The sequence below is a fragment of the Massilia pinisoli genome (assembly GCF_024753285.1).
Classification (GTDB): domain Bacteria; phylum Pseudomonadota; class Gammaproteobacteria; order Burkholderiales; family Burkholderiaceae_D; genus Telluria; species Telluria pinisoli.
Window position 1 is genome coordinate 404,456 of record NZ_JANUGW010000001.1, and the last position, 24,704, is coordinate 429,159.

16 protein-coding genes and 3 tRNA genes are annotated in these 24,704 nt (G+C 65.3%); 4 read left to right on the forward strand and 15 right to left on the reverse strand.

The window, feature by feature from the left end; translation table 11 throughout:
- Nucleotides 1-2,133 carry a glycoside hydrolase family 30 protein gene (locus NX784_RS01710; RefSeq protein WP_258814967.1) on the reverse strand — a complete coding sequence of 711 codons (2,133 nt, stop codon included), beginning with the start codon at nt 2,131-2,133 and terminating at the stop codon, nt 1-3.
- 113 nt (nt 2,134-2,246) lie between these two features.
- Nucleotides 2,247-5,846, reverse strand: a complete 3,600-nt coding sequence (locus tag NX784_RS01715; protein ID WP_258814968.1) for a hydantoinase B/oxoprolinase family protein — start codon at nt 5,844-5,846, stop codon at nt 2,247-2,249.
- A 103-nt stretch (nt 5,847-5,949) separates the two neighbouring features.
- On the opposite strand from NX784_RS01715, the gene NX784_RS01720 reads away from it, so the two are divergent.
- Complete coding sequence (locus NX784_RS01720; protein ID WP_258814969.1) at nt 5,950-7,446, forward strand: NAD(P)H-hydrate dehydratase; 1,497 nt, start codon at nt 5,950-5,952, stop codon at nt 7,444-7,446.
- A 61-nt stretch (nt 7,447-7,507) separates the two neighbouring features.
- Here NX784_RS01720 and NX784_RS01725 read toward each other — a convergent pair whose 3' ends face one another.
- Complete coding sequence (locus NX784_RS01725) at nt 7,508-8,227, reverse strand: ABC transporter ATP-binding protein (protein ID WP_258814970.1); 720 nt, start codon at nt 8,225-8,227, stop codon at nt 7,508-7,510.
- On the opposite strand from NX784_RS01725, the gene NX784_RS01730 reads away from it, so the two are divergent.
- The 3 genes from NX784_RS01730 (at nt 8,226) to cynS (ending at nt 10,527) form a co-directional block, all read left to right on the forward strand.
- A complete protein-coding gene (locus NX784_RS01730; RefSeq protein WP_258814971.1) occupies nt 8,226-8,858 on the forward strand; it encodes an arylesterase in 633 nt (210 codons plus the stop codon). The genes NX784_RS01725 and NX784_RS01730 overlap by 2 nt on opposite strands.
- Nucleotides 8,858-9,910 carry a tRNA 2-selenouridine(34) synthase MnmH gene (gene mnmH, locus NX784_RS01735; protein WP_258814972.1) on the forward strand — a complete coding sequence of 351 codons (1,053 nt, stop codon included), beginning with the start codon at nt 8,858-8,860 and terminating at the stop codon, nt 9,908-9,910. The genes NX784_RS01730 and mnmH overlap by 1 nt, the downstream gene beginning before the upstream one ends.
- 173 nt (nt 9,911-10,083) lie before the next feature.
- Complete coding sequence (cynS, locus tag NX784_RS01740; RefSeq protein ID WP_258814973.1) at nt 10,084-10,527, forward strand: cyanase; 444 nt, start codon at nt 10,084-10,086, stop codon at nt 10,525-10,527.
- A gap of 13 nt (nt 10,528-10,540) precedes the next feature.
- Here the strand turns inward: cynS and NX784_RS01745 are convergent, their stop codons facing one another.
- From NX784_RS01745 to NX784_RS01800, 12 genes are all read right to left on the reverse strand, one after another.
- On the reverse strand, nt 10,541-10,972 hold the full coding sequence (locus NX784_RS01745) for a GNAT family N-acetyltransferase (RefSeq protein ID WP_258814974.1): 432 nt from the start codon (nt 10,970-10,972) through the stop codon (nt 10,541-10,543).
- Between the two features lie 96 nt (nt 10,973-11,068).
- The gene (locus NX784_RS01750) at nt 11,069-12,991 is read right to left on the reverse strand and encodes a SurA N-terminal domain-containing protein (RefSeq protein WP_258814975.1); all 1,923 of its coding nucleotides are present in this window, start codon (nt 12,989-12,991) and stop codon (nt 11,069-11,071) included.
- Between the two features lie 200 nt (nt 12,992-13,191).
- Nucleotides 13,192-13,268 (reverse strand) — tRNA-Asp (locus NX784_RS01755).
- A 53-nt stretch (nt 13,269-13,321) separates the two neighbouring features.
- Nucleotides 13,322-13,398, reverse strand: a tRNA-Asp gene (locus tag NX784_RS01760).
- A gap of 88 nt (nt 13,399-13,486) precedes the next feature.
- The gene (locus NX784_RS01765; RefSeq protein ID WP_258814976.1) at nt 13,487-13,819 is read right to left on the reverse strand and encodes an HU family DNA-binding protein; all 333 of its coding nucleotides are present in this window, start codon (nt 13,817-13,819) and stop codon (nt 13,487-13,489) included.
- A 117-nt stretch (nt 13,820-13,936) separates the two neighbouring features.
- A complete protein-coding gene (gene lon / locus NX784_RS01770) occupies nt 13,937-16,345 on the reverse strand; it encodes an endopeptidase La (protein WP_258814977.1) in 2,409 nt (802 codons plus the stop codon).
- 268 nt (nt 16,346-16,613) lie between these two features.
- The gene (gene clpX / locus NX784_RS01775) at nt 16,614-17,882 is read right to left on the reverse strand and encodes an ATP-dependent Clp protease ATP-binding subunit ClpX (RefSeq protein ID WP_166861695.1); all 1,269 of its coding nucleotides are present in this window, start codon (nt 17,880-17,882) and stop codon (nt 16,614-16,616) included.
- A 178-nt stretch (nt 17,883-18,060) separates the two neighbouring features.
- Nucleotides 18,061-18,678 (reverse strand): ATP-dependent Clp endopeptidase proteolytic subunit ClpP, encoded by a 618-nt coding sequence (gene clpP / locus NX784_RS01780; protein ID WP_258814978.1) that lies wholly within the window; start codon nt 18,676-18,678, stop codon nt 18,061-18,063.
- An 83-nt stretch (nt 18,679-18,761) separates the two neighbouring features.
- On the reverse strand, nt 18,762-20,102 hold the full coding sequence (gene tig / locus NX784_RS01785; protein ID WP_258814979.1) for a trigger factor: 1,341 nt from the start codon (nt 20,100-20,102) through the stop codon (nt 18,762-18,764).
- Nucleotides 20,103-20,133: 31 nt separating this feature from the next.
- Nucleotides 20,134-20,220 (reverse strand) — tRNA-Leu (locus NX784_RS01790).
- Between the two features lie 177 nt (nt 20,221-20,397).
- Nucleotides 20,398-23,505, reverse strand: coding sequence for an efflux RND transporter permease subunit (locus NX784_RS01795; protein ID WP_258814980.1), 3,108 nt, complete (start codon nt 23,503-23,505; stop codon nt 20,398-20,400).
- Entirely contained in the window at nt 23,502-24,671 is a 1,170-nt protein-coding gene (locus NX784_RS01800) for an efflux RND transporter periplasmic adaptor subunit (protein WP_258814981.1), read from the reverse strand. Before NX784_RS01800 ends, NX784_RS01795 begins: the two co-directional genes overlap by 4 nt.
- Nucleotides 24,672-24,704: the final 33 nt, after the last annotated feature.

Below are 24,704 nucleotides of genomic sequence, written 5' to 3' on the forward strand. Positions count from 1 at the left end.
TCAGCGCGGCCGCGAATACATCGGCGCCTGTCCCGGCAATGGCGCCGTCGGTGGCGGCAGCGCGCCGTCGACGCGGTTCACGACGACATCCCGGTAGTACGGCATGCTGAGGCCGGATTGCGCCGGGCCGGCCAGCAAGCCCGCCATGCCTTTGCCGTACAGGGCATCCGTCGCCTCGACGACCGGCTTGCCGTCGACGTAGCCGCGGAGGCTCGTGCCGCTGAACCGCAGCTTCAACGTATGCCAGCCGTCGGCGGCCGGGCCGAGTGCCGCCCGCGCCAGCACTTTTTCTCCACCCTCCGCCGCATCGTTCGCGGCCTTGATCAGCGCATGCTGCTCGGCGTCGCCGACGAGGGCCTTCTTGTCCACCTTGCCCCGCACGACGACGAGGCGCACGTCGCCCTTGCCGTCCAATTCCAGGTAGTAGCCTTTCGGGATCGCGCCGTAGCCGCTGCCGACGTCGTTGATCCGCCCCATCACGGCCGCCGCCTCGTCTGGGCGCATCCTCACGTCCGCGCTGACTTCGTAATCCGTCCAGCCGTCGTCACCGAGGATCGTGTACGGTTTCCAGTCCGGCGCCCACGAATGCGGCCGCACCGGCACGCTCTGGTGCAGACACGTATGACCGCCCTCCGGACACGGCGCCAGCTCGAACGCACCCTCGATGTCGGCGAAGTAGCGCGGCAGATAGCCCCATGCGCGGCCGTCGCCGTAGCGTTCGAACGTCTCGCGGTAGGGGAAGGGGAAGGCCTGCTGCGGCGCCACGTTCGCAAAACTTCCCTTTTGCTGGCCGCGCGTCGTCGTCAGCGAATAGATCGCGTCCGGGTCGACGGTCAGCGCCACCGCGCCGCCCTTCGGATGCAGGTCAGCGACATGCACGAACTGCGCGTGCGCATCGCTGCGCCACACGGCCACGTCGCCTTTCGCGAGACCGGCGCCGACGGCCACGCGCAGCGTCTGCGGCGTGCTCGCGTGGCGGGTCTCGACGATCACGCTGTAGTCCCGGCCGGGCGACTTCAGCGCCACATAGCTGCCGCCGGCCGCGAGCGAGCCGCTGCCGTGCGGCAGATAGGTCCAGCCGGCCGCCGTGAACTGGCCGTAGTGCGCATACGCCCACAGCTGGGGGTTGATCTCGTAATGGCCGCTCCACGGCCAGTTCGCGCGGATCGCGGCCTCCTTCACACCGGAATACGGTTCGAGCGTGTACAGGCCCGCGATGCCGTACCAGTCGACGATCTTCGTCACGCCGCTGTCGATCCAGTTGCGGTTGAACGCCTGGACGATGCCCAGCGCGCCGTCGAAGCCGGCCACGTAGACGTGCTGCTCGGTGTTCCAGATCGGCTTGTCCATGGCGGCCGCCGCCTCGCGCACCCACGTGGGAACGATCGATTCCGGCGCGTTCACGTGGGCGCTGATGATGTCGATCGACTTGCGCAGGTCGGCATCCTTCGGCAGGTCCTTGACGAAGTCGAATTTGGAATCGTCGGGCCAGTTGTCGAAGCTGTGCAATTTGACCTTCGCGAAGCCGCCGGCGTCCAGGCGGGCGCGCAGCGTTTTCGCGAAATCGTAGCTGACGCCGCGTTCGTTGCGGCTGCCGATCGCGTCGAGCTCGAGGCCGTACACGTCGCGCAAGCCCTTCAGCCAGCTGACGTAGTAGTCGGCGCCGTCGGGCGAAAAGAAGTCGTGGCTGCCGCCGCTGTCGCCGATCCAGCCGGGTGCGCTCCACGCGGCGGCGTCCAGGGTCAACGCCGGATTGCGCCTCTTCGCTTCGCGCAGCACCCACCACGTGTAGCCGCGGCCGTAGTTCACATCGGCCCGCGTGTGGCGGTGACTGGGCATCGAACCCTGCGTGGAATTGCCGTCGCCGGGGATTTCGACGATCAGGGCGCTGACGGACGCGCCGAACTTCAGCTTGTACATCAGGTCGAGGATCTGGCTGCGCTGCGGCTCCGGATAATCCTTCAGCAGCACCGACGTCGCGCCGCCGCCGTCCACGACGCCGATGCCGTCGAAGCGCGTGCCCGGCGTCCGGGCATCCAGCGCGATGGTTTGCACGTCGCGTTGCGGCGCAGCGAACGCGGGCAGCGCTGCGCACAGCGCCCAGTACAGCAGCAGGTGTTTTGGTGTGGTCATGAACGATTTCCTTGCCGGCACGCGCCGGCACGAGAGTATGGGACGCGGCTCACGAACGGAAAACTGCCGATTTCATATAGCCGCCGGCGAAAAACGTATAGCGGCTGCGTGCGTCACGCGGCGCCGTACCCACCGCCGCCCGGCGTCTCGATGACGAACTGGTCGCCGGCACCCATCTCGGTCTTGCCGATGTGGCCCAGTTCCTCGATCCGCCCGTCGGCCCGCACGACGAGGTTGCGCCCCCGTGCGCCCGGCGCGCCGCCAGCCATGCCGAACGGCGCGTGCACGCGGTTGTTGGACAGGATGGCCGCGGTCATCGGCTCGAGAAAGCGGATGCGCCGTACGCCGCCGTTGCCGCCGTGCCAGCGGCCCGCACCGCCCGAACCGTCCCGGATCGCGTAGCTCTCCAGCCGCACGGGGAAGCGGAACTCCAGGATTTCCGGATCCGTCAGGCGCGAGTTCGTCATATTCGTCTGCACGACGTCCGTACCGTCGAATCCCGGTCCAGCGCCGGAGCCGCCGGAGATGGTCTCGTAATACTGGTAACCCGCGTTCCCGAACGTGAAGTTGTTCATCGTGCCCTGCGCGGCCGCCATCGCCTTCAATGCGCCGTACAGCGCGTTCGTGATGCACGTCGAGGTCTCGACGTTGCCCGACACGACGGCGGCCGGATAGTGCGGGTTGAGCATGGAGCCCGGCGGGATGATCACCTTCAGCGGCTTCAGGCAGCCGGCGTTCAGGGGGATGGCGTCGTCGACGAGCGTGCGGAACACGTACAGCACGGCCGCCACGCATACCGCGGACGGCGCGTTGAAATTGTTCGGCAGCTGGTTGGACGTGCCCGTAAAATCGATCTCCGCGCTGCGCGCTTGCCGGTCGACGCGGATCGCGACCTCGATGCGCGCACCGTTATCGAGTTCATTGACGAAGTGCCCGTCGGACAGCGCCGTGATGACGCGGCGTACGGCTTCTTCCGCATTGTCCTGCACGTACCCCATGTACGCGCGCACGACGTCCAATCCAAAATGCGCGACCATCTTGCGCAGCTCGTCGACACCCTTCTGGTTCGCCGCGACCTGCGCGCGCAGGTCCGCCATGTTCTGGTCAGGGTTGCGCGCGGGCCAGCGCGCGCCCGCGAGCAGCGCGCGCATCTCCGCTTCGCGCAGGACGCCGTCCGCGCCGTCGACCAGCTTGACGTTGTCGATCAGGACGCCCTCTTCGTCGATGTGCGCGGAATCCGGCGGCATCGAGCCCGGCGTCGTACCGCCGATGTCCGCATGGTGGCCGCGCGAGCCGACATAGAACAGGATCGTGTCGCCCGCCTCGTCGAACACGGGCGAGATCACGGTGACGTCCGGCAGGTGCGTGCCGCCGTTGTACGGGTCGTTCAGCACGTACACGTCGCCCGGCTTCATCGTGCCGGCATTGCGGCGCATGACGGTCTTGATGCTTTCGCCCATCGACCCGAGGTGCACGGGCATGTGCGGTGCGTTCGCGACGAGGTTGCCATCGGCGTCGAAGATGGCACAGGAAAAGTCCAGGCGCTCCTTGATGTTGACGGAGTATGCCGTGTTCTGCAGCCGTAGGCCCATTTGCTCGGCGATCGACATGAACAGGTTGTTGAAGATCTCCAGCATCACGGGATCGACCGACGTGCCGATCGCATGCGCGCGCGCGAGCGCCTGCACGCGGCGCAGCACGAGGTGGGCGTAGGCCGTGACCTCGGCGCGCCAACCCGCCTCCACCACCGTCGTCGCATTCGCTTCCGCGATGATGGCCGGCCCGTCGATGACGTCGCCCGGCCCGATGTCGCCGCGGCGGTACACACCGGTGTCGCGCCACGCGCCGTCGGCATACATCTGCACGGATTCGAACACGGGCGGGGCGCCGTCGCGCGGTGCCGCGGACACCGGCTGCTCGGGCGGCGCGTCGGACGCGCCCAGCGCTTCCACGGACACGGCTTCCACGACGAGCGCCCTGCCCGGCATGAGGAACGAGAACCGCCGGCGATAGGCCGCCTCGAACTGCGCCCGCAGCGCCGCGCGGTCGCCGTCCATCACGACGATGGCGGAATCCGTGCCCTCGTAGCGCAGGTGCACGCGGCGCAGCACGCCGATGCGTTCCGGCGTGACGCCCTGCGCCAGCAGGTCGGCGCGCGCGGCAGCGGCCAGCCCATCCAGGTCGGCCGCGAGGACGTCGGCGCCGATGTCGTCCAGCCGGCGCTCGACGGCACGCTCGCGCAGCGCGCCCTGGTCCGCGAGGCCCATGCCGTACGCGGACAGCACGCCCGCCAGCGCGTGGATGAACACGGTCTTCATGCCCAGCGCGTCCGCGACGAGGCAGGCGTGCTGGCCACCCGCGCCGCCGAAGCTCGTCAGCGCATAGTCGGTCACGTCGTGGCCGCGCTGCACGGAGATCTGCTTGATCGCGTTCGCCATATTGCCCACGGCGATGCGGATGAAGCCTTCCGCCATCGCTTCCGGCGCGGGCCGCGTCCCGGTCGCGCGCTCGACGTCGTCGGCCATCTCCGCGAAGCGCGCACGGACGGCGCCGGCGTCCAGGGGCGCGTTCCCGTCCGGACCGAACAGCTGCGGGAAGTGCTGCGGCTGGATCTTGCCGAGCATGACGTTGCAGTCGGTGACGGCCAGCGGCCCGCCGCGGCGGTAGCTGGCCGGTCCCGGATTCGCGCCGGCGCTGTCGGGCCCCACGCGATAGCGGCTGCCGTCGAAGTGCAGGACCGAGCCGCCGCCTGCCGCCACCGTGTGGATGCTCATCATGGGCGCGCGCATGCGTACGCCCGCGACCTGCGTCTCGAACACGCGCTCGAACTCGCCCGCGTAGTGCGACACGTCCGTCGACGTGCCGCCCATGTCGAAGCCGATGATCCGGTCGAACCCGGCGAGGCGGCTCGCACGCACCATGCCGACGATACCGCCGGCCGGGCCCGACAGGATGCTATCCTTGCCCTGGAACGCGCGGGCGTCCGTCAGGCCGCCGCTGGATTGCATGAACTGCAGGTTCACACCGGGCAGCTCCTGCGCGACCTGGTCGACGTAGCGGCGCAGGATCGGCGACAGATAGGCGTCGACGACCGTCGTATCGCCGCGCGCGACGAGCTTCATCAAGGGGCTGACCTCGTGGGATACGGACACCTGCGTAAAACCGATGGCGCGGGCGATGCGCGCCACCGTATCCTCGTGCGCGTGGTACCGATAGCCGTGCATGAACACGATCGCCAATGCCCGGATGCCGGCATCGTACGCGGCCTGCAGGTCGCGCGCGGCGGCCGCCTCGTCGAGCGGCACGACAATGTCGCCGTGCGCGCCGATGCGCTCGTCGATCTCGACGACGCGGCCGTACAGCAGCTCCGGCAGCACGATGTGGCGGTCGAACAGGCGGGGACGGTTCTGGTAGGCGATGCGCAAGGCGTCACGGAAACCTTTGGTGATCGCGAGCACGGTCGGCTCACCCTTGCGCTCGAGCAGCGCGTTGGTGGCGACCGTCGTGCCCATCTTGACGGCCTCGACCTGCCCAGCAGGCACGGGCGCGCCCGGCCCGAGGCCGAGCAGGTGCCGGATGCCCGCGACGGCCGCGTCACGGTACTGTTCCGGATTGTCCGACAGCAGCTTGTACGTGACGAGAGTGCCGTCGGGGCGGCGCCCCACGATGTCGGTGAACGTGCCGCCGCGGTCGATCCAGAACTGCCAATCCATCGTAAATCCTCGTCGTGTCAAGCCAGCGGCTATTGTAGTCGCGCGTCGTGCCGATTTTGGCGAAAATGCACGCTTGCGCACTTCCGTGCTTTTTGGAGCCACCATGGACAATCCGCTCTACAGCGTCGCACAGATCCGCGCCATCGAACAGGCTGCCCAGGCGCAACTCCCGCCCGGCACCTTGATGCAACGCGCGGGCGAAGCCGCGTCGACCTACGCGCTCGAAGTGCTGGGCGGCCTGCCGAACGGCCGCATCCTCGTGCTGGCCGGCCCCGGCAACAACGGCGGCGACGCGCTCGAAGTCGCCGCGAACCTCGCCAACTTCGGCGCCAACGTCGACATCGTGCACGTCGCCGGCACGGCGCCGTCGCCGGAGGCGCAGCACGCCCTCGCGCGCGCACAGGCAAGCCGCGCCCGCTTCATCGACGACGTGGATGCCGGCAATGGCGGCTGCCTCGTCGTCGACGGCCTATTCGGCATCGGCCTGTCGCGCCCGCTGGATGGCCGTGCCCGCGCACTCGTGGAGCGCGTGGCCGCCATGACGTGCCCCGTGCTCGCGCTGGACGTGCCCAGTGGCCTCGATGCGGATACGGGCGCCATCATCGGGCCGGACGGCGTGGCCGTGCGCGCCACGCACACGATCACGTTCCTCGGCAACAAGCCGGGCTTGTACACCGGTGACGGCTGCGACCACGCGGGACGCGTGCACGTGAACCGCCTCGGCACGGCGTCGATGCACGGCGAGCATGCGCGCGCGCGCTTGAACCGGCCGGCCCTGTTCACCGGCTTGCTGGCGCCGCGCCGGCGCAATTCGCATAAGGGCACGTTCGGCGACGTCGCCGTGCTGGGCGGGGCGCGCGGGATGGCCGGCGCCGGCATACTCGCCGCCCGCGCCGCGCTGTATGCGGGCGCGGGACGCGTGTTCGTCGCGGCCGTCGACACGGCCCCGGCTTACGACCCGCCGCAGCCGGAAATCATGTTCCGCGACGCCGCCGGCTTCGCATTCGACGGCCGCACGGTCGTCGCCGGGCCCGGCCTCGGCGATTCCGCCGGCGCCATGCATCTGCTGGGCAAGGTGATCGACGGCACGGGGCCGTTGCTCGTCGACGCCGACGCGCTGAACCTGTGCGCGGCCAGCCCCGACCTGGCCACGCGCCTCGCCGCACATGCGGGCCCGCTCGTATTGACGCCGCACCCGCTGGAAGCGGCGCGCCTGCTGGGCGTCACGGCGCCCATCGTGCAGGCCGACCGCCTCGAGCACGCGCGCGAGCTGGCGCAGCGCATGGATGCCGTCGTCGTGCTGAAGGGCGCCGGCAGCATCGTGGCGCGGCCGGACGGCGAAGTGGCGCTGAATGCGACGGGGAATCCCGGCCTCGCGACGGGCGGCACGGGTGACGTGCTGGCGGGCCTCGTCGGCACGTTGCTGAGCCAGGGCTGGCCCGCGTGGGAGGCGGCACTGGCGGGCGTGTGGCTGCACGGCGCGGCGGCCGACCGGCTCGTGGCGAGCGGCGTCGGGCCCATCGGCCTGACGGCGGGCGAGCTGCCGCGGGCGATCCGCGCGGAGCTCAATGCGCTCGTGTCGGACGCGGAGCAAGCCTGACCGCCTTCGTACGGTGGACACACCGTACCCACGCGTAACGTGTGGGTGACGCGGCCGTCCGCTATTGCACGAGGCGCCCGGCAGCGATGGTGAGCGTGCGGCCGCAACGCGCGGCCATCGCGGGGTCGTGGGTGACGAGGACGAGCGTCGAGCCCCGTTCGCGGTTCAGCTCGAACATCAGCCGGATGACGGCATCGCCCGTCGCCGCGTCGAGGCTGCCCGTCGGCTCGTCCGCGAACAGCAACGGCGGTTCCGTCACGAAGGCGCGCGCGAGCGCCACGCGCTGCTGTTCGCCGCCGGACAGGTATTTCGGATAGTGGCGCAGGCGGCTGGCCAGGCCCACGCGGCCCAGCATCGCCTCGGCCTTCGCGCGCGCGTCGGCGTCGCCCCGCAATTCCAGCGGCAGCATCACGTTTTCCAGCGCATTCAAGTGCGCGAGCAGCTGGAACGACTGGAACACGAAGCCCAGCCGCGCCTTGCGGAACGCGGCGCGGCCGTCCTCGTCGAGCGCGAAGATATCGGTCCCGTCGAGCACGACCTGGCCCGACGACGGCGTGTCCAGACCGGCCAGGAGGCCCAGCAACGTGGACTTGCCGGAGCCGGAGGCGCCGACGAGGGCAAGCGTCTCGGCCGGTTGCACGGTAAAATCGACGTCGTGCAGGATCGTGAGCTCGCCGCTCGCGTCGCGCACGCGCTTCGACAGCGCGCGCACGTCGATCGCGGGCCGGCCGTTACCCTCCTGCCCTGCACCTTTATTTGACGCCTCGGGAATATCACGCATGCTTGCTCTGCTGAAGAATTGGACGATAGTCGCCGTCGCGGCGCTGGCATTGGCCGCGTCGGGGAGCGCCTATTCTGCCCCAAAAACCGTGCTCGTGGTGGGCGACAGCCTGTCGGCCGAATACGGCCTCGCGCGCGGCACGGGTTGGGTCGCCCTGCTGGAGCAGCGCATGAAGCACGAGAACATCGATGCGCACGTCGTCAACGCCAGCATCAGCGGCGAGACGACGAGCGGCGGCCGCACGCGCCTGCCCGCGCTGCTGCTGCAGCACAAGCCCGACGTCGTCGTGCTGGAACTGGGCGCGAACGACGGCCTGCGCGGCCTCCCGGTACCGGCTGCGGAAGACAATCTGCGCACGATGATCCAGCTCGCGCAGCAGAACAAGGCGAAAGTGCTGCTCGTCGGCATGCGCATGCCGCCGAACTACGGCCGCGCCTATACGGAACGCTTCGCCGGCATGTACAAAGACCTTGCCGGTACCTACAAGGTGCCGCTCGTGCCGTTCATGCTGGACGGCGTCGCGCAAGACGCGGCAAACTTCCAGGCCGACCGCATGCACCCGCTCGCGACGGCCCATCCGACCATCCTCAACAACATCTGGCCGCAATTCGCGCCCCTCGTCAAACGATAATGAAATACCCCGCTGTCCTCGGCGTCGACGACGTCCTGCCCATGCTCGACCAGTTCGACACCATCATCGACGCGCGCAGCGAGTCGGAGTTCGCGCTCGACCGCATCCCCGGCGCCATCAACTGCCCCACGCTGGACGACGCGCAGCGCGTCCTCGTCGGCACCACGTACAAGCAGGTGGGCGCGTTCGAGGCGAAGAAGATCGGCGCGCCGCTCGTCGCGAAGAACATCGCGCACTACGTCGAGACCCTGTTTGCCGCCAAGCCGAAGGACTGGAAACCTCTCGTCTATTGCTGGCGCGGCGGCAACCGCAGCGGCTCGATGGCGCTGATCTTCGCGAAGATCGGCTGGCCCGTCGTGCAGCTCGACGGCGGCTACAAGGCGTATCGCGCGTATGTCGCGACCGCGCTGGAGAACCCGCCGCCTTTCGATTTCCGCGTCGTCTGCGGCACGACCGGGAGCGGCAAGAGCCGCCTGCTGCAGACGCTGGAATCCGTCGGCGCGCAGGTGCTCGACCTGGAGCGGCTGGCGGCGCACCGCGGCTCCGTCCTCGGCCACCTGCCGGGCGAGCCGCAGCCAAGCCAGAAGATGTTCGAGACGCGCGTCTGGGACAAGCTGCGCCGCTTCGATCCTTCGAAACCCGTGTTCGTCGAATCGGAGAGCAAGAAGGTGGGCAATCTGCGCGTGCCGGACGCCGTCATGGAACGCATGCGCGCGTCGCCGTGCGTCGCGCTGCAGCTGGACCGTCCGCTGCGCGTGCAGCTGCTGATGGAGGACTACCACCACTTCTGCGCCGACCCGGCCGCGCTGAACACGCAGCTCGACCACCTCGTGCAGTTGCACGGCCGCGCGCGCATCGATGCCTGGCACGACCTCGCCAACACGGGCCGCATGCCGGAACTCGTGGACCAGCTGCTCGTCGAGCACTACGATCCGGCCTACCTGCGCTCGATCGACCGGAATTTCATCCAGTATCCGCAAGCGGACGTCCTCACGCTGCCCGGCATCTCGAAGGACGACTTCCTCGCGGCGGCGCGGCACCTCCACGGGTAACGCGGCGGGCACGCTGGCACGTGCCTTGCACCTACGCGGGATGGAACGAGCAGTCTCCACGGCACGCACTGTGCCGGGGCGACGCGCGCACCGGTGACGTACATCGCGTCCGGCCGCGTGCACCGGCGTACATTGGCTCTTCCTTTCCCCAACCCGCAAAGAGAGGCAATGTCATGAACCGAATGGATGTCACCGAAAGAATCATCAGCGCCAAGGTTGCCAACGGCATCCAATGGGAAGACGTGGCCACGCGCATCGGCCAGTCGAAGGAGTGGACGACGGCGCTGTGCCTCGGGCAGATGACCGCGTCGCCCGAACAGGCCCGCATCCTCGGCGACCTGTTCGGCCTCACCGACGAAGAGTGCAAGTGGCTGCAGGTCGTGCCGTACAAGGGCTCGCTGCCGACTGCGGTCCCGAGCGATCCGCTGATCTACCGCTGGTACGAGATCGTCAACGTCTACGGCACGACGATCAAGGAACTGATCCATGAAGAGTTCGGCGACGGCATCATGAGCGCCATCGACTTCAAGATGGACATCCAGCGCGAGCCCGATCCGAAAGGCGACCGGGTCAATATCGTATTGTCCGGCAAGTTCCTGCCGTACAAACAATACTGAAGCGCGGCACGGCTCATTCCGGCGCCAGGTAACCCCGCGCCGTCGCGCCTTCCTGGTCCTGGAAGATGGCCATCGCCGTCGTCATGCGGCGGAAGCCGTGATGGGCATAGAACCCTTCCCTGCCCGGCACGGCGTACAGGATGATCTTCGCGTGCCCGCGCGACAGGTCGACCAGCTGGTCGATCAGGGCGTGGCCGAGCCCGCGGCCCTGGTGGCTGGGCAGGATCGCGATGTCGCAGATGTACGAGCAATCCGCACCGTCGGCCAATGCCCGGCCCGCCGCCACGAGCACGCCGTCCTCGTAGGCGAAGCGGCGGAACATGCTGTTCGAGAACACCGTCTTCAACCGCTCGGGCGGCTTCTCGCCCAGCGGCGCCTTGCGGTACAGATCGGAGAGTTCGTTCCAGTCGATGTTGTCGAGCGTATCGGTCCAGGTGATGGTCATGTGGCGTCGGTCACGTCGTTGATCGGACCTCGATTGTAGCGGCAAAAAAAAGCCCGGTCCGCTCGCGCGGCCGGGCTGTCGTGTGACGCGTTCGGCTTATTCGGACTTGTTCGCGCCCAGGTCCGCCGCCTTGACGTTGACCTTCGCCTTCGCCTTGTGCTTCAGCGCTTCGACGAAGCCGAACGTCTCGCCGTTGCCGATGGCGCGGCCGATCTGTTCCGCTTCCTGCTTGCGGCGCGCCACGTCCGGCTGCGCCGGCTGGCTGACCTTGACGATGCGGTACACGCCATAGCCCTGGCCCGGAATGTCGACACCGACATACGCCGGCAGCTTGCTCACGTCGGCCTTCAGCACGGCGATGGCGGCCGTGTCGTTGAACGGCGGCTGCTTCGTGCGCGACACCGGCTTCGCGTCGCCGAAACCGGTCGCGTCGCCGGATGCCTTCGCGGCCGCCAGCTTCGCTTCGCCTGCCTGGCGTGCGAGGCGCGCCGCTTCTTCCTGCGTGACGCGCTGGCGGATCACGGTGTCCACTTCGGCCAGCGGACGCTGCGTCGCGGGCTTGAACTCGACGACATGGCCCGCCACCAGCGTGCTCGGCGCCACTTCGACGGCTTCCGTGTTGCGCTTGTTCTTGACGGCGTCGTCCGCGAAGATCGCATTTAGGAACTTCTCGTTATTGACCGGGGACGCGCCCAGCGCCGGATTCGGCTTGCGAGTCAGGCCTTCGGCGGTCTGGATGGTCAGGCCCAGCTTGTCGGCGACGGGCTTCAGGCTGTCCGCTTGTTCGTACACCGTGTTCGTGAACGTCTCCGCCAGTTCCGAATACTTGGCCGACAGCTTGGCCTTCTTCAGCTCGGCGACGATTTCCGGCTCCGCTTCTTCCAGCGTCTTCTGCGTTTCCGGCACGACCTTGGTGACCTTGACGATGTGGTAGCCGAACGCCGAACGCACGAGGCCGCTCAGTTCACCTTCCTTCAAGCCGTAGATCGCATCTTCGACGGGCTTGTCGAACAGGCCCTTCTGCACGACGCCGAGGTCGCCGCCCAGCTCGGCCGAGCCAGGATCCTGCGACTGCTGCTTGGCGATTTTCGCGAAATCGGCCGGGTTTTTGCGCACTTCATCCAGCAAGACCTGCGCCTTCGCTTTCGCGGCAGCATCCTCAGCGGCCGGGGCGTCCTTCTTCACGGCGATCAGGATGTGGCTGGCGGTGCGCTTTTCCGGCGAGGAGAAGCGGGCCTTGTTCTTGTTGTACGCGTCGGCGACTTCCGCATCGGACACGGTGACCTGTTTTTCCACGACGGACGGATCGAACACGACGTACTCGGCCTTCACGGTCGCCGGCACCTGGAACAGCGCCGCGTTCTTGTCGTAGAACGCCTTCACCATCTCGTCCGTGACCTTGACCTGCGTGACATAGTTCGCGATCGGGAACAGTTGTTCCTGCACGTCGCGTTCCTCGTCATTGATGTCCGACAGGCGGTTGGCGACGGTGCGCGGCGCAAAGGCCGTCTGCTGGACGGAGCCCACGAGCTGCTGCACCGCCATATCATGGCGCATGCGGGCGTCGAACGCGTCCGGCGTCATGCCTTGCGCGGCAAGCGCGGCCTTGTAGCGGTCCATGTCGAACGTGCCGTCCTCCTTGCGGAACGCCTGGATTTCCAGGATGGCCTTCTGCAGCGCGGCGTTATCGACGGTCAGGTGGTTGTGCACGATCTCGGCGTTCAGCGCGCGCTCGGCGACGAGTTGGTCGAGCACGGCCTGCTTCGCTTCCGGCGTCTCGAACAGCTTCGGATCGAACTGCGCACCCATCATCTGGCGGGCCTGGTCGAGCTGGCGGCGCTGCGCGGCTTCCCACTCCTGCTGGGTGATCTTTTTCCCGTCCACGGTCGCCACGCCATCGTCGGCGCCGCCGCCGCGCGAGTTGTAGCTGCTGACTCCGACGAGCACGAACGACGGCAGGATCAGCAGCAACAGCAGGAACTGCATCAGGCGCTGGTGAGTGCGGATAAATTCAAACATGGTCAGCCAATCAAGGTTGAAAATGCGTTATCGAAAAAACTTAAAAAAAAAGGCGAACCTAGGTTCGCCTCTTTTTCAGTATCTGGCGGAGCGGACGGGGCTCGCCTACGTCCCGCAGGCCGCGGAGCCGCTTGCAAGCGGCTCCCTTCGAGCCCGAAGCCGTGTCGCCCGCAGGGGCAACACTTCTTACTCCTAAAATCTGGCGGAGCGGACGGGGCTCGAACCCGCGACCCCCGGCGTGACAGGCCGGTATTCTAACCAACTGAACTACCGCTCCAAATTCGTGTACTCCGTAACCACGGCGACCCGACCTGCAAGGTCAAGGTTTCGTGGCGGAGCGGACGGGGCTCGAACCCGCGACCCCCGGCGTGACAGGCCGGTATTCTAACCAACTGAACTACCGCTCCACGAAATACTGGGTACTACGCACAAGGCGCAATGCGAAGAGGCATCGCCACCAGGTGCTTCCTGCTGCGTGTCAGCGCAGCGGAGGCATTAGTTTACTGCATCTTTCAGTGCTTTACCAGCCTTAAATTTCGGGACCTTGGCTGCCTTGATCTTGATGGCTTCCTTCGTGCGCGGATCGCGACCCGTGCGCGCAGCGCGCTCGCCCACCGTGAACGTGCCGAAGCCGACCAGGGTCACGCTGTCGTTGTTCTTCAAGGTGGTCGTGACAGCAATGATCATCGCGTCGAGGGCGCGCGCCGCAGAAGCTTTGGTCAGGTCCGCGGACTTCGCGATTTCTTCGATCAGTTCAGTTTTATTCACTTTCTTCCCTCGTTGTACGTTCGGACGCGGCGGCGTCCCGGCCGGCTCGACCTTCGGCAAAAAACCGCAAGGGCGTATTAAACAAGCCGACAATGCCTTGTGTCAAGTAACGCGCGAGCAACAACACGGCAAAAAAAAACGGCACCCGAAGGTGCCGCTTTCCGAGCGTTTCAGCGCTTAGTGCTTGACGACTTCACTCTGGCTGTCGGCAGCCGTGGGGGTCACCGACGACGCCACGGCAGGCACGTCGACGATGGCTTGCGGCTGGCGTTCCAGCGCGACTTCCAGTACCTTCTCGATCCAGCGCACCGGCACGATCTCGAGCTTGTTCTTGACGTTGTCAGGAATGTCGGCGAGATCCTTCACGTTCTGCTCGGGGATCAGCACGGTCTTGATGCCGCCGCGCTGCGCCGCCAGCAGTTTTTCCTTCAGGCCGCCGATCGGCAGGACTTCGCCACGCAACGTGATCTCGCCCGTCATTGCCACGTCGGCGCGAACCGGGATACCGGTGAACACGGACACCAGCGCCGTCGTCAGGCCGATACCGGCGGACGGACCGTCCTTCGGCGTCGCGCCTTCCGGCAAGTGCACGTGGATGTCGGTCTTCTCGAACACCTCGTTCTTGATGCCCAGGCGCGCCGCACGGCTGCGCACGACGGTGCGCGCGGCTTCGATCGATTCCTTCATCACGTCGCCCAGCGTACCGGTACGGATGACGGCACCCTTGCCCGGCACCTGCACGGCTTCGATGGTGAGCAGGTCGCCGCCGACTTCCGTCCACGCGAGGCCCGCCACCTGGCCGACCTGGTTTTCCTTCTCGGCCACGCCGAAGTCGTAGCGGCGGACACCCAGGAATTTATCCAGGTTCTTCGACGACACGATCACGCGCTTGTTGTCCTTCTTGAGCAGCAGCATCTTGACAACCTTGCGGCAGATCTTCGAGATTTCACGCTCCACCGAACGCACACCGGCTTCCCGGGTGTAGTAGCGGATGATGTCGCGGATCGCGGCTTCGTCGACCTTGATCTCGTCGTCCTTCAAGCCGTTCGCCTTGATCTGCTTCGGCAGCAGGTAGCGCTGCGCGATGCTCGTCTTCTCGTCTTCCGTGTAGCCCGACAGGCGGATCACTTCCATCCGGTCCAGCAGCGCCGGCGGAATGTTGAAGGAGTTCGACGTCGCCACGAACATCACGTCCGACAGGTCGAAGTCCACTTCGACGTAGTGGTCCGAGAACGTGTGGTTCTGGGCCGGGTCGAGCACTTCGAGCAGCGCGGACGACGGGTCGCCGCGGAAGTCCGCACCCATCTTGTCGATCTCGTCCAGCAGGAACAGCGGGTTGCGCACGCCGACCTTCGCCAGCGATTGCAGCACCTTGCCCGGCATCGAACCGATGTAGGTACGACGGTGACCGCGGATCTCGGCCTCGTCGCGCACACCGCCCAGCGCCATGCGGACGTACTTGCGGTTCGTCGCGCGCGCGATCGACTCGCCCAGCGACGTCTTACCCACGCCCGGAGGACCGACGAAGCACAGGATCGGGGCCTTCAGCTTGTCGACGCGCTGTTGCACCGCGAGGTATTCGAGGATGCGTTCCTTGATCTTGTCGAGGCCATAGTGGTCGGCTTCCAGCACTTCCTGGGCCTTTTCCAGGTCGATCGTGACCTTGGATTTCTTTTTCCACGGCAGCGACACCAAGGTGTCGATGTAGTTGCGCACGACGGTGGCTTCGGCCGACATCGGCGACATCAGCTTGAGCTTCTTGATCTCGGCCTGGGCCTTTTCCAGCGCTTCCTTCGGCATCTTGGCGGCGATGACCTTCTTCTCGAGTTCCTCGATGTCGGCGCCCTCTTCGCCTTCGCCCAATTCCTTCTGGATGGCCTTGACCTGTTCGTTCAGGTAGTACTCGCGCTGCGATTTCTCCATCTGGCGCTTGACGCGGCCGCGGATGCGCTTCTCGACCTGCAGGATGTCGAGCTCGCCTTCCAGCTGGCCGAGCAGGTGCTCGAGGCGCTTGGCGACGTTGAAGATTTCCAGGATGACCTGTTTCTGCTCGAGTTTCAGCGGCAGGTGGGCAGCGACGGTGTCGGCCAGGCGGCCGGCATCGTCGATACCGGCCAGCGATGCCAGGATCTCGGGCGGAATCTTCTTGTTCAGTTTGACGTACTGGTCGAACTGCTGGACGATCGCGCGGCGCATAGCCTCGACTTCGGAGTCGTCGCCGATTTCCGAATTGATCGGGGTCAGGTCGGCGATGAAATGGCTCGGTGCGTCGTTGATGTGATTGATGCGTGCACGCTGCGCGCCTTCGACCAGCACCTTCACGGTACCGTCGGGCAGCTTCAGCATTTGCAGAATATTGGCCACGCAGCCGATCTCGTAGATGTCTGCGGCCGAAGGTTCGTCCTTGGCAGCGGCCTTTTGGGCTGCGAGCATGATGCTCTTACCCTGTTCCATGGCAGCCTCGAGCGCCTTGATGGATTTCGGGCGGCCGACGAACAGCGGTATCACCATATGCGGGAACACCACCACGTCGCGCAGGGGCAGCAGGGGCAGCGTCATTTGCTCGGTCAATTTGGAAGTTGTCATGGCATACCTTATAGAAAGCGTGTAGACGATGTGGGAGCACACTGTCGAAACACAATACCGGCCCGGAAATATTTTCTACAAGTAAAAAATCTTTAACTTGATACGAATACTAGCCGTTTCTACAAAAGCCGAATATTCAAATAAAAAAGCCACTACACAGCATCGGCCGCGAGTGGCTTTTCGATTGAAGCCGTCTTTTGTTGAGATTTATTGTACCGCCTCAACTCAGCGATTCAATACCTTTGTTGTGTTTGCGCCCGGAAATTTTTCAGTTTTCGCCTGCGGCCTTCGGCGATTCGCTGTAAATCAGTAAAGGTTTCGCGCCATTCGTGATCGTATTTTCATCGATCACGACTTTCACGACGTTTTGCTGGCTCGGCAATTCATACATTACGTCGAGCAGCGCATGCTCCAGGATGGAACGCAGGCCGCGCGCACCCGTCTTGCGCGCCAATGCCTTCTTGGCAATCGCGTGCAAAGCCGCCGGGCGGATTTCCAATTCGGCGCCTTCCATTTCCAGCAGTTTCGAATACTGCTTGATCAGCGCGTTTTTCGGCTCGACGAGGATCTGGATCAGCGCATCTTCCGTGAGCTCGGACAAGGTCGCCACGACGGGCAGACGGCCGACGAGTTCCGGAATCAGGCCGAACTTGATCAGGTCTTCCGGTTCCGCTTCCATCAGGATATCGCTGACGGAACGCTGGGACTGGCTCTTGACGCTTGCGGCGAAGCCGATGCCGCTCTTTTCGGAACGGTTCTGGATGATCTTGTCCAGGCCGTCGAATGCGCCGCCGCAAATGAACATGATGTTCGTCGTGTCGATCTGCACGAAGTCCTGGTTCGGATGCTTGCGGCCGCCCTGCGGGGGCACGGACGCCATCGTACCTTCGATCAGCTTCAGCAGCGCCTGCTGCACGCCCTCGCCCGACACGTCGCGGGTGATGGACGGGTTGTCGGACTTGCGCGAGATCTTGTCGATTTCGTCGATATAGACGATGCCGCGCTGGGCTTTTTCGACTTCGTAATTGCAGCTCTGCAGCAGTTTCTGGATGATGTTCTCGACGTCCTCGCCGACATAGCCGGCTTCCGTCAGCGTGGTCGCGTCGGCGATCACGAACGGGACGTTCAGCATGCGCGCGAGCGTCTGTGCGAGCAGGGTTTTGCCGGAACCGGTGGGACCCACGAGCAGGATATTGCTCTTGGCCAGTTCGACGTCGTCCTTCTTGCCCAGGTGCTTCAGGCGCTTGTAATGGTTGTAGACCGCCACCGACAGGATGCGTTTCGCCGTCAGCTGGCCGATGACATATTGATCGAGCAGTTCGGCGATCTCGTGCGGCGTCGGCAGGTCGGACTTGGCGCCCGCCACCGATTCGACGTTCGAAGTCTCGTCGCGGATGATGTCATTGCACAGGTCGATGCACTCGTCGCAGATGAAGACCGAAGGTCCAGCGATGAGCTTCTTCACCTCGTGCTGGCTCTTGCCGCAGAACGAGCAGTACAGGAGTTTTTCGCCGCTAGAGGATTTTTTGTCTGACATGGGGCAGGTTTCAGTTGAATTGCTATGAATATAACGCTAATACGAGTACGCAACAAGGGCGTACATCGCCATGCTACCCGATTTGAAAACAAAACGCCCGAAGCGCTGTCGCGTCCGGGCGTATTTGAGCAACAGTTGTCCACGGGCCCACGCGATGCCGAAGACCGCGTGGAAAACCTCAGCCGCGGTTCGTGAGAACCTTGTCGATGAGACCATATTCCATGGCCTCTTCGCTGGACATGAAACGGTCGCGATCGGTATCCTTGTGGATCTGTTCGATCGTCTGGCCGGTGTTGTCCGCCATGATGCGCGCAAGACGCTCGCGCAGGTACAGGATTTCCTTGGCCTGGATCTCGATGTCCGACGCCATACCCTGCGAACCGCCGGACGGCTGGTGGATCATCACGCGCGAGTTCGGCAGCGAGAAACGCTTGCCCTTCGCGCCTGCCGCCAGCAGGAAGGCGCCCATCGACGCGGCCAGACCCGTGCACAGCGTGGACACGTCGGGCTTGATGAAGTTCATCGTGTCGAAGATCGCGAGACCCGCCGACACGGAACCGCCCGGCGAGTTGATGTACAGCGAGATGTCCTTGTCCGGATTCTCGCTTTCCAGGAACAGCAGCTGGGCCACGATGAGGTTGGCCATCTGGTCGTTGACAGGACCGACCAGGAAAATCACGCGCTCCTTCAGCAGGCGCGAGTAGATGTCGTAGGCGCGCTCGCCGCGGCCGCTCTGCTCGATCACCATCGGCACGAGGCCGAGGGCTTGGGTATCCAATGCCGGATTACGATTCATACCTGTCAATTCCTTTGTAAAAGTTACGAAGCCGCACTATCTCAGACTTCTTTCGAGAATGTCGTACGGCTTCATCAAGGAAGTCATGCCTGAGCGACGCTTCCCATCAGTTCGTCAAAGGCGATGTCCTTGGTCGTCACCTTTGCCTTGCCGAGCACATAGTTAACGACGTTTTCTTCCAATACAAGAGCTTCCACTTCGCCCAGGCGGCGACGGTCGCTGTAGTAGTACTTCAGGACTTCCTTCGGATCTTCGTAGCTCTGCGAGAAGTCTTCGATCTGGGCCTTCACCTGCTCTTGCGTGGCTTGCAGGTTGTTGTCCTGGACGAGTTGCGACAGGATCAGGCCCAGGCGCACGCGGCGCTCGGCCTTCGTGGCGAACAGGTCGGCCGGGAACGGCAGGCTCTTGACGTCCATGCCGCGCTGGGCCATGTCCTGGCGGGTCTGCTCGGCCAGGCGCTCGGAATCCTGCTCGATCATCACCTTCGGCACGTCCATCTCGGTGTGCTTGACGAGGGCGTCCATCACGGCTTCCTTGTTGCGGGCCTTGATGCGGGCGTTGACTTCACGCTCCAGGTTGACCTTGATGTCTTCGCGCATCTTCTCGATGCTGCCGTCTTCGATGCCCAGCGACTTGGCGAACTCCGCGTCGACTTCCGGCAGGTGCGCCCATTCCAGCTTCTTCAGGGTGATGGTGAACTCGGCGGTTTTACCGGCCACGTCCTTGCCATGGTAGTCTTCCGGGAATGCCAGCGGGAAGGTTTTGCTCTCGCCCACTTTCAGGCCGACGGTTGCCGCTTCGAATTCCGGCAGCATGCGGCCTTCGCCCAGCACGAATGCGTAGTCTTCAGCCTTACCGCCCGGGAACTCGACGCCGTCGATGACGCCGACGAAGTCGACCGTCACGCGGTCGCCGTTCGCCGCGACCGGCGCGCCGCCGTCGCCGTGTTCACCGGCTTCGCCCTTGGTGTGGTAGTGGACGCGCTGCTTGCGCAGGATGTCGATGGTCTTGTCGATTTCAGCATCGGTGACTTCGGTCTTGACCGTTTCGATCTCGACGTTGGCCAGTTCCGGCAGCGCCACTTCCGGATAGACTTCGAAGGTCGCGTCGAAGGCGAGCATGCCTTCCGGTGCGTCCTGCTTCGGTTCGATTTTCGGCATGCCGGCAACGCGCAGCTGGGCTTCGGTGGCGGCAACGTTGAACGCCTGGCCAACCTTGTCGTTCAGCACGTCGGACTCGATCTGGTAGCCGTACTGGGCCGCCACCATCTTCATCGGCACTTTACCCGGACGGAAGCCCGGCGCACGTGCGGTCTTGGCCTGCCTCTTGAGGCGCTTTTCAACTTCCGTACGTACGTCGCTCAGCGGAAAAGAGAGAGTCAAGCGACGCTCGAGTTTACCCAGGTTTTCGACTGCAGTTGCCATTGTAAAAATCGTCCAAAAAAATAATTGTTCGTGGTGCGAGGAAGGGGACTCGAACCCCTACACCATTGCTGGCGTCAGGACCTAAACCTGGTGCGTCTACCAATTTCGCCATCCTCGCGCAGGATTGCTGATCTTGCCACAAAAACAAAGGGCGCCCGACAACGAAACCGGCCGCCCTGAATCCAATGTCTAGGGGCTACAACTTCAACCCGATATTTTACTGGATTTTCTGACACCATTGGGCACATTTTAATTCACGTGTGCCCTCCGGGAATTCATCAACTATTTCAAGCATTTACGCCTGCGGCGATACCGCCGTTTTGGTACGCACGGGCCGTTTCACCCTGAACCACGCCGCATACAGCGCCGGCAAAAACAGCAAGGTGAGCGCCGTCGCCACGACGAGGCCGCCCATGATCGCGACGGCCATCGGGCCCCAGAACACGGAGCGCGACAGCGGGATCATCGCCAGCGCCGCCGCGGCCGCCGTCAGCAGGATCGGCCGGCAGCGCCGCACGGCGCTCTCGACGATCGCCTCCCACGCCGGATGTCCGGCCGCGATGTCCTTCTCGATCTGGTCGACGAGGATCACGGAATTGCGCACCACCATGCCGAACAGCGCGATGACGCCGAGGTTCGCCACGAACCCGAACGGCTCGTGCGACACGAGCAGCGCCATCGCCGCGCCCGCGATGCCCAGCGGGCCCGTGAGGAAGACCATCACGGAACGCGAGAAGCTGTGCAGCTGCAGCATCAGCAACGTGAAGACGATGAACAGCACGAGCGGCACGTTGGCGGAAATCGACTCTTCCGCCGTCGAACTGTTCGCCGCCGCGCCCTCGAGCTTGATGCGGTAGCCGGCCGGCAGCTTCGCCCGCACCGCTTCCAGCTTCGCATTGACCTGGTCGGACACGGTCGGTCCTTGCACGCCTTCCACCACGTCGGACTGCACCATGATGGCCCACTCGCGCCCGTAGCGCTGCACGACGCCGGGTTCCCACACGAACTCGATGCGCGCCAGCTGCGACAGCGGCACGGCCTTGCCGGACGGCGTGGCCACGTTCGTGTTCGCGAGCACGGACATGCTCGAGCGCTCGTCGAGCGGCTGGCGCACGGCGATGTCGATCAGCCGGTTACTTTCGCGGAACTGTCCCACCGTCGTCCCGGACAGCACGGTGGCGACCGTGCGGCGCACGGCCTGCGACGTGACGCCCAGCGCGCGCAGCTTGTCCTGGTCGAGGTCGAGGCGCAATACCTTCACCGACTCGTTCCAGTTGTCGTTCACGCCCACCGTGTTCGGGTTCGCGATCATGATCTCCTTCACCTGGTCGGCGAACTTGCGCACGACGCCGATGTCAGGCCCCATCACCTGGAATTGCACGGGATACGGCACCGGTGGCCCGTTCGGCAGCAGTTTCACGCGACCACGCACCTCCGGAAAATCATTCTTGAACAGGGTCTCGATCTTGCGCTTCAGCGCGTCGCGCTGATGCACGTTCTTCGGCAGCACGACGAATTGCGACACGTTCGAGGCGGGGAAGATCTGGTCCAGCGGCAGGTAGAAGCGAGGGCTGCCGGTGCCGATGTACGACGTCACGCTGTCCGTCTCCGGCTGCGCGCGCGCGAACGCCTCGAACTTCTTCGCCAGCGCCTCGTTGACGGCGAAGCTCGTGCCTTCCGGCGTCCACATCTCGACCATCAGCTCGGGGCGGCTGGAGTCCGGGAAGAACTGCTTCTCGATGAACTTGAAGCCGAACACGCCGAGGAAGAACACGGCCAGCGACAGCGCGATCGTCGTCTTGCGCCATTCCACGCAGCGGTCGACGAGGCGGCGGAAGCGCTGGTACATCGGCGTATCGAACACGTCGTGGTGCCCGCTGCCGTGCGGCTGCACGCGCAGCAGGATGAACCCGATATACGGTGTGAACGTGACGGCGACGACCCACGACACGATCAAAGCGATCGCGTTCACGGAAAACATCGCGAACGTGTATTCGCCGGCCGCCGATTTCGCGAGGCCGATCGGCAGGAAGCCGGCCGCCGTGATCAGGGTCCCCGTCAACATGGGGAACGCGGTCGACGTGTACGCGAACGTGGCCGCATCCAGGCGCGACATGCCCTCCTCCATCTTCCGCACCATCATCTCGACGGCGATGATGGCGTCGTCGACGAGGAGACCCAGCGCGATGATCAGCGCACCGAGCGAGATCTTGTGCAGCGAGATGTCGAAAATGCGCATGAAGAGGAACGTGATCGCCAGCACGAGGGGAATCGTCAGCGCGACGACGAGGCCAGGGCGCACGTCGAGCCGCAGCTTCGGCTTGCTGTGCAGTCCGAGCGCGACGAACGACACGCCCAGCACGATGACGATCGCCTCGATCAGGCTGTGCATGAACTCACCGACGGACGCCGTCACGGCCGCGGGCTGGTTCGACACGCGCTGCAGTTCGATGCCGACGGGGAGCTGGCTCCGGATGCGGTCGACCGTCTTTTCCAGGCCCTTGCCCAGCTCGATGATATTGCCGCCCTTTTCCATCGACACGCCGAGGCCGATGACGTCCTTGCCGTTGAAGCGCATCTTGTCGTGCGGCGGATCCTCGTACGCGCGCTGGACGGTGGCGAAGTCGCCGAGGCGGAACGTCGTGTTCCCCGCGCGCAGGCTCAGGTCTTCCAGCTGCTTGATCGACTTCAGGCCGCCCGTCACGCGCACCTGCAGGTTTTCCAGCGGCGTGACGAGCACGCCCGCCGATTCGATGCCGTTCTGCGTGGCGATCTGGTTCACGATCTGCTCGAACGGCACGCCCAGCTGGGCGAACTTCTGCTGCGAGAACAGGATGTTGATCTTTTCCTGCTGCACGCCGAACTGCTCGACCTTGGACACGAGCGGCACCGCGAGCAGCTGCTGGCGCACGAAGTCGGCGTAGTCGCGCATCTCGGCATAAGTAAAACCGTCGCCGGACAGCGCGAAGATGGAGCCGTACGTGTCGCCGAATTCGTCGTTGAAGAACGGCCCGATCACGCCCGGCGGCAGCGTCCCCGCGATGTCGCCGACCTTCTTGCGCACCTGGTACCAGACACCCGGCACGTCCTTCGGCGGCGCCGATTCGCGCAGCTCGAGGATGAACGTGGTCTCGCCCGGCTTGGAAAAGCTGCGCAGCTTGTCGACGTACGGTGTCTCCTGCAGCTTCTGCTCGAGCTTGTCGGCGACCTGCTGCGCCATCTGCACGGCGGTCGCGCCGGGCCAGTACGCGGTGATGACCATCGCGCGGAAGGTGAACGGCGGGTCCTCGTCCTGGCCGAGTTTGCCGTAGCTGACGATGCCGCCGATGAGCAGCGCGGCGATCAGGTAGCGGGTCAGCGGGATGTGTTCCAGCGCCCAGCGCGACAGGTTGAAGCCCTTCATTTGGCCGCCCCGCCGGCCGGCGCCGTTTTACCACTCGCCTCGGCTTCCGCGTCGCCCCGGCGCGCCACGTCGGCCGCGAGGATCTTCACTTTCTGTCCGGGCTTGAGCAGGTTCACGCCGGCCGTGACGATCGTCTGGCCCGGCTTCACGCCGCCGGCCAGCAGCACGTCGTTGCCGGCCACGCCACCCACTTGCACGGGCACGAGCCGCACGGCCCCGTTCTCGATCACCCAGACGGACGTGGCGCCCTTGTTCTGGTACAGCGCCGACAGCGGCACCTTGATCCCGGCCGCGCCGGCGGCGTGCGCCAGCTGGACGACGGCCGTCATGCCGAGGCGGACGTCGTCCTGCGCGGGAATCGACACCTTCACCGTGTACGTACGCGTGGCCGGGTCGGCGACGGGCGAGACCTCGCGGATCTTGCCCGCGATGCTGCGGTTCGGATCGGCCCACAGCCTGACCTTCACGTCGCTCACGTTGCGCAGCTGGTCGACCTGGTCTTCCGGCACGCCGATCACGACCTCTTTCTCGTCCGTCCGCGCCACGCGCACGACGGGCGTGCCCGCTTGCACGACCTGCCCGACCTCGGCATCGATGCCGGTGACGACGCCGTCCGTGTCCGATTCGAGGCTCGCATAGCCCGTCTGGTTCGATTGCTCGCGCGCGGCGGCGCGCGCCGCCTCCATGCTGGCCTGCGCCGAGTGCGCGGCGGCCACTTTCTGGTCGAGCACCGCCTGGCTGACGAAATTCTGGCTGCGCAGATCCTGGTAACGCTTCATGTCCGCCCGTGCCAGCTCGTAATTCGTCTGCGCCGCGCGCAAATTCGCCTGGGCCTGGGCCTGGCCGAGGCGCAGGTCCTGCGGGTCCAGTTGCATCAGCACCTGGCCGCGCTTGACGACCGTACCCACGTCGACCTTGCGCGCGCTGATCTTGCCGCCGACACGAAAGCCCAGCCGCGATTCGTAGCGAGGCCGGACGTCGCCGGAGAATTCCGTGATCGACCCGACCGCGCCCGTCGCCAGGGTCAACGCCCGCACGGGGCGGACGTCCTCGGGCGGCGCCTCGTTACGCGAGCAGCCGGCCAACAGCGCGGCGGCGAGGGCCAGGGAGAACACGAACGGGGCGGCGCCGCGCGGGCGCAGGGACATCGAGAGAAAAGCAGGCATTGGTTTCCTCATGCTGGCCGGGCCGGGATGGCG